This is a genomic window from Mesorhizobium sp. M7A.F.Ca.US.005.03.2.1 (assembly GCF_003997795.1).
Classification (GTDB): Bacteria; Pseudomonadota; Alphaproteobacteria; order Rhizobiales; family Rhizobiaceae; genus Mesorhizobium; species Mesorhizobium ciceri.
The window spans coordinates 1-5,421 of sequence record NZ_RZRP01000422.1; the positions used below are offsets into that span (position 1 = coordinate 1).

Consider the following 5,421-nt stretch of genomic DNA (forward strand, 5'->3'; position numbering starts at 1 on the left):
CGTCGATATGAAGGTCGATGAGTTCACCGAAAGTTTTCAGGCGCGCTATACGGGACTTGGTCGGCGTCTCACCACGATCGACTTGGCGCTCGACTTCGGTTGCCCAGCGCCGTGCGTCGTCTCGGCGCAGGAAGGTCTCGCTGACGTAGCGACCCTTGCGACGGACTTGGACACGCCAGGAACCGGACGAGAGTTTTGTGTAGGTGGCCATTTTTTGTGTGCGCTCTGTGTGCACTGAGAGATCGAAACGTGGCGAAAAGGGTCGTATTCTGGCGTAAATTCGTGTGCACTCGGCAGGTTTTAACGATTTGATGTTAAAGAAAAAATGCTGAAAAATCAAGAGCATAGACTGGCTATTGCACCCATGATGGACTGGACGGACCGGCATTGCCGGTTCTTCCACCGCCAGCTGTCGAGCCATGCGCTGCTTTACACCGAGATGGTGGTGGCCGACGCCGTCATCCATGGCGCACGCGAGCGGCTGCTCGGCTTCGATGCGTCAGAACATCCGGTCGCGCTGCAGCTCGGCGGCTCGGATCGCGAAAAACTTGCCGAGGCGGCGCGCATCGGCGAGGCCTTTGGCTATGACGAGATCAACCTCAATGTCGGCTGTCCGTCAGACCGCGTCCAGTCGGGCACGTTCGGCGCCTGCCTGATGAAGGTGCCGGACCTCGTTGCCGGCTGTGTCGCGGCGATGAAGGCGGCGGTGACAATTCCCGTGACCGTCAAATGCCGCATCGGCGTCGACGAGCAGGATCCGGAGCCGGCCCTCGATGCGTTGGCGGATGGAGTTTTCGACGCCGGCGCCGACGCATTGTGGGTGCATGCACGCAAGGCGTGGCTGGAAGGGCTGAGCCCCAAGGAAAACCGTGACATCCCGCCGCTCGACTACAACAGGGTCTATCGGCTGAAGGCTAGAAAACCTAACGAATTCATTGGCATCAATGGCGGCATTCAGACGATCAAAGAGGCGTTGGCGCATCTCGGCCATGTCGACGGCGCCATGCTTGGCCGCGCCGCCTACCACACGCCCGGCATTCTGGCTGGCGTCGATGCCGCTTTCTACGGCGTCCAGTCCGAGCCCTTCGATTTCGCCGCGCTGATCGATACGATGGCGGACTATGCGGCACGTCATATCGAGCTGGGTGGGCGGCTTGGACATGTCACCCGCCACATGGTCGGACTGTTCCATGGCTTGCCCGGCGCGCGCCGCTACCGGCAGATCCTGTCCACCGACGCGACAAAACCCGGCGCCGGCCCGGACGTGCTGAAGGCGGCTTTCGCGGCCGTCGAACTCGGCGGAGCGGCAGCCGAAGCGGCTTGAGATTCCGGGATCAGTCCCTGAGGATCATGCGGTCGCCGCGCACGTCAAAACCCGACAATGAACCGATGAAGTTCATGCCGAGCAGGCTCTGGCTGAGCATGCCGGGTGCGGCGATCATCACCGACATATCCCTGCGCGTGATGCCGCCGATCGCAATCTGATCGGTTTTCACGGCCGCGGCGCGTGCCATGCCGTTGGCGGTCGAAACCGGTATGGTGTAGTTGAGCGCCGCTGGATTGAATCCGGCGGCTTGTGCGTCTTCGGACGTCAGCACGGTGCTGGTCGCGCCGGTATCCACCACGGCCCGGACCGGGTTGCCGTTGACCAGGATGCGCGCTTCGAAATGGCCGTTGTCCGCCTTGTCGAGCGTTACGGTGGCGTGACCGTCTTCGATACCCAGGGCCAGCGGACTGCCGGGAACAAGGCCCGCGGTCACCCGGCTGGCGACATCCTGCAGCTCATAGCGGTACTGATAGCCGGCGATCAGCGCGAGCGCGATGGCCGCCCAGGCGCCTAAGTTGCGGGCCATGGCGCCCAGGGGTCGGCCCGAGCGAAGCAGGCCGGCGCCGATAAGGGCGCCAAAGGCGCCGAGCCAGATCAGCCGGCTGAAATCGTTGTTCTCCACGCCGAGGGTGCTGCCGGCGGAATCGTTGAGCATGAGCAGGACTGCTCCCACCCCGATCGCGGCCATCAATATCCAGAACAACCGGCTCATCCGCACCTCACGACAGCGCGTCGCGTTCGCGCGCCATGCGGGTGCGGCGCGTTTCCCGGCGCGGCCGGCGCTCGACCGTTTCCAGCCGGGCCGGCAATTCAGCCATGACGCTGCGGCGCGTTTCCGGCGTCATCCCGATCCAGGCGCCGATTTCCTCGCGCGTGCGGCCGCACCCGAAACAGAAGCCGGTTTTCATGTCGATCGAACAGACCAGGATGCACGGGGATTCGATGGCCGTCATGACTTTCTCTTGGGCTTCCATCCGCAATCCCTTGTTCCACCTCCACATGGTGCAACGGCAAAGCCAATGCAAGCCCTCGCGATTGCGCCCTTCGGGGCCGGCTTTGCGGCAAATGCAGGCCCATCATCCCAGAGGTTGTGCCAACCCCGCAAGGCGGCTATGCCGCTTACCAAATCCAGGGAATGATCGATAACAAGATGACCAGCGCACTGCCTTTCGACGATTTTCGCAACCTGTTGGCCAATCTGCCGGCGGCCGACACGGCAGCCGAGACCCGCGTGCGCACGCTGTTTGCCAAGGCCGAACCGGGCAATTCGCTTGGCCGCATCGAGGACATCGCCGCCTGGCTGGCCGCCTGGAGCGGGCGGGCTCCGCCCGCGGTGACAAGACCGCTGATGGCGGTCTTTGCCGGCAATCACGGCGTCACGCGCCACGGCATTTCGCCACGGCCGGTGGCGGCGACCGCCAACGCGGTCGAACTTTGCGCCGCCGGAGGTGCCGCGATCAACCAGATCTGCATTGCCTACGATCTCGGGCTTAAGGTTTTCGATCTTGCCCTGCACATCCCGACCGCCGACATCACCGAAGAGGCCGCGCTTGACGAGCGTGGCTGTGCCGCCACCATGGCCTTCGGCATGGAAGCGATCGCCGGCGGCACCGATCTTTTGTGTCTCGGCGATCTCGGCGTCGGCAACTCCACCGTCGCCGCCACCCTGTTTGCGGCGCTGTTCGGGGGCGGGGGCGCCGACTGGGCCGGCCCGGGGTCAGGCGCCGATACGGCGATGCAGGCACGCAAGGCGGACGTGGTCGATGCGGCGCTGGCTTTTCATGGCGGCCATCTCGGCGACCCGCTCGAGGCGCTGCGCCGGGTCGGCGGTCGGGAATTCGCGGCGATCGCCGGTGCCATTCTGGCCGCGCGGATGCAGAAGATCCCGGTGCTGCTCGACGGATTGGCGGCGACGGCAGCCGCAGCGGTACTGCATGGCGTCAATCCCGCCGCGCTCGACCATTGCCTGCTGGCCAGCCTGTCGCCGGAACCCGCGCATGCACGCGCCGCCCAACGGCTCGGCTTGCGCCCGTTGCTTGATCTGGGCATCAGCCATGGCGAAGGGGCAGGGGCCGCCCTTGCCGCGGGTCTGGTCAAGGCCGCCGCGCTGACCAGTTCGGGCATGGCTGCGGCGGTACGCGGTTAGGGCTTGAGGTATTACCGCCGTCGAGCCGCCACCGCTGCTGTCGGCAGTGCTGGCAATTCCTCCATCACCCGGCTCAGCGGGAAGATGGCGATCGCCTCGGTGCCTTCGCGCAGCTTGGAATGAAGTTCGAACTCGCCGCCATGCATTGCGAGCAGCCCTTGCACGATCGGCAGGCCAAGCCCGGTGCCTTGCTCGGCGCTCTTGATGGCGATGGAGCCCTGGCCGAAGGCGGAAAGCACGATCGGGATCTCGTCTTCCGGTATGCCCGGGCCATTGTCCTTGATCGAAATGTATTGTCCGCCGCCCGCCGTCCAACCGACACGGACACGGATTTCGCCGCCGGTGGCGGTGAATTTTATCGCGTTCGACAGAAGGTTGAGCGTGATCTGCCGCACGGCCCGTTCATCGGCGAACAGCCGAGGCAGCTCGTGCTCGAAATCCTGGACGACACGGATATCCTTGTTGCGCGCCCTCAACTCCATCATGTGACAGCAGTCCTCGACGATACCAAGCAGCATCACCGGCTCTTCATTGAGCTGGTAGCGGCCGGCCTCGATGCGTGACAGGTCGAGAATCTCGTTGATCAGGTCGAGCAGATGCTGGCCGGATTCGTGCACGTCATGGGCGTAGTCACGATAGGTGGGATTGCTCATCGGTCCCAGCACCTCGTTCGACATCACCTCGGAAAAACCGAGAATGGCGTTGAGCGGCGTGCGCAATTCGTGGCTCATCGAGGCGAGGAACCGCGATTTCGCCAGATTGGCGTCCTCGGCCCGCCGCCGCGCTTCGTCCGACATCGATTTCGCCGTCTCCAGTTCGGCGATCAGCGCATCCTTTTCGGAGCGGAACGACAGCATCATCAGGGACGAGTGGTTGAGATGACGGGCCACATAGGCGAAGAACGGCAGCGACACGACCAGCAGCGCGGCCATGATCGCCTCGACCGGCATCCATAGCTTGGCGCCGGCATAGGCGTAGAGCGCCACGGGAACGGCAAAGGTCGCCAGCAGCGCGCCCCGCAGAGACGAGGTCATCACCGCGGTCGCCGCCATGGCGAACAACAGCACCACGGCCTTGACGATGTGGAACGGATCGACCTCGCAGACGCTGCAGCCAAGCCACACGAACCAAGCCCAGCCGAGACCGCACAGGAAATGGCCGATCAGGAATTCCCGCCGTGCTTGCAAAGGGTTGAGCTCGGAAGCTTCAGTGCGCTCGATGCGCCGCGCCATGAAGGCAACGATAGTGTAGCAGGTTAGCGTGAACAGCGCCCAAAGCCCGATCTCATTGCCGATTCCGGCCAGCCGGCCACCCGCGGCAATCGCCAGCACGAGAAGCGGGATGGCGATGGCGCCGCTTGTCATCGCTCGGGCATGCAGCTTCAGCAGTTCGCGATCGAAATCGGGATTGCCGGCCTGCTGCGAAAGACGGTCACGCGTCTTGCGCACCGCGCGCGCGACATCGCTGTTGCGATGGCGTTTCCTGCGGTCCACAATGAACTTGTCCGCTGTGTTCGAGCGTTGCAAGGGCATCAAAACTTCAATTTATGCGAGCAGCGGTTTCCAAGTGTTAAGCTACGTTCGAATGATTAACCAACCGTTTGCCATATGAGCCGTTCATGGTCGCCGAGGCCGCGCCGGCGATACGTTGCGCGCCCCAGAAGCCTGTGGCGCCGGCTGGTGGATTACGGGCTTGCCGTCATCATCCTCGGACTGCTGATCCTGCTGGCGGCCCGCCTCGACCGGGTGGAGACACGCAAGACGCAAGGCGTGGCAATCATCAACGACGGCGATTCGATCACGCTTGGCACCGAGCGTATCCGCATGCGCGGCATCGATGCTCCGGAATATACGCAGACCTGCCGCAAGAACGGCGCGGACTATTCCTGCGGCACGCTTGCGCGTCAGTCGCTCGTTCGCCTGATCGCCGGCAAGCCCGTCTCTTGTAC

5 protein-coding genes and 2 pseudogenes are annotated in these 5,421 nt (G+C 63.8%); 3 read left to right on the forward strand and 4 right to left on the reverse strand.

Annotated features, from left to right (window positions below; genetic code table 11):
• Positions 1-211: pseudogene (locus EN991_RS40340) on the reverse strand (site-specific integrase); the annotation flags it as partial.
• Between the two features lie 114 nt (positions 212-325).
• On the opposite strand from EN991_RS40340, the gene dusA reads away from it, so the two are divergent.
• Entirely contained in the window at positions 326-1,324 is a 999-nt protein-coding gene (dusA, locus tag EN991_RS21840) for a tRNA dihydrouridine(20/20a) synthase DusA (RefSeq protein WP_127369528.1), read from the forward strand.
• A 10-nt stretch (positions 1,325-1,334) separates the two neighbouring features.
• Here the strand turns inward: dusA and EN991_RS21845 are convergent, their stop codons facing one another.
• On the reverse strand, positions 1,335-2,039 hold the full coding sequence (locus EN991_RS21845) for a TIGR02281 family clan AA aspartic protease (RefSeq protein WP_013531717.1): 705 nt from the start codon (positions 2,037-2,039) through the stop codon (positions 1,335-1,337).
• 7 nt (positions 2,040-2,046) lie between these two features.
• Positions 2,047-2,280, reverse strand: coding sequence for a DUF1289 domain-containing protein (locus tag EN991_RS21850; RefSeq protein ID WP_024503316.1), 234 nt, complete (start codon positions 2,278-2,280; stop codon positions 2,047-2,049).
• A gap of 197 nt (positions 2,281-2,477) precedes the next feature.
• Here EN991_RS21850 and EN991_RS21855 point away from each other — a divergent pair, with 197 nt between their 5' ends.
• Positions 2,478-3,473 carry a nicotinate-nucleotide--dimethylbenzimidazole phosphoribosyltransferase gene (locus EN991_RS21855; protein ID WP_063170237.1) on the forward strand — a complete coding sequence of 332 codons (996 nt, stop codon included), beginning with the start codon at positions 2,478-2,480 and terminating at the stop codon, positions 3,471-3,473.
• Positions 3,474-3,484: 11 nt separating this feature from the next.
• Here EN991_RS21855 and EN991_RS21860 read toward each other — a convergent pair whose 3' ends face one another.
• Entirely contained in the window at positions 3,485-5,005 is a 1,521-nt protein-coding gene (locus EN991_RS21860) for a HAMP domain-containing sensor histidine kinase (protein ID WP_024503313.1), read from the reverse strand.
• 75 nt (positions 5,006-5,080) lie between these two features.
• Between EN991_RS21860 and EN991_RS21865 the strand changes: the two are divergent.
• A pseudogene (locus EN991_RS21865) lies at positions 5,081-5,421 on the forward strand (thermonuclease family protein); the annotation flags it as partial.

What these genes read in the sequence shown, in the direction of transcription:
- dusA (WP_127369528.1), top strand. Translation starts at nt 326, where the DNA reads ATGCTGAAAAATCAAGAGCATAGACTGGCTATTGCACCCATGATGGAC.
- EN991_RS21845 (WP_013531717.1), bottom strand. Translation starts at nt 2,039, where the DNA reads ATGAGCCGGTTGTTCTGGATATTGATGGCCGCGATCGGGGTGGGAGCA.
- EN991_RS21850 (WP_024503316.1), bottom strand. Translation starts at nt 2,280, where the DNA reads ATGACGGCCATCGAATCCCCGTGCATCCTGGTCTGTTCGATCGACATG.
- EN991_RS21855 (WP_063170237.1), top strand. Translation starts at nt 2,478, where the DNA reads ATGACCAGCGCACTGCCTTTCGACGATTTTCGCAACCTGTTGGCCAAT.
- EN991_RS21860 (WP_024503313.1), bottom strand. Translation starts at nt 5,005, where the DNA reads ATGCCCTTGCAACGCTCGAACACAGCGGACAAGTTCATTGTGGACCGC.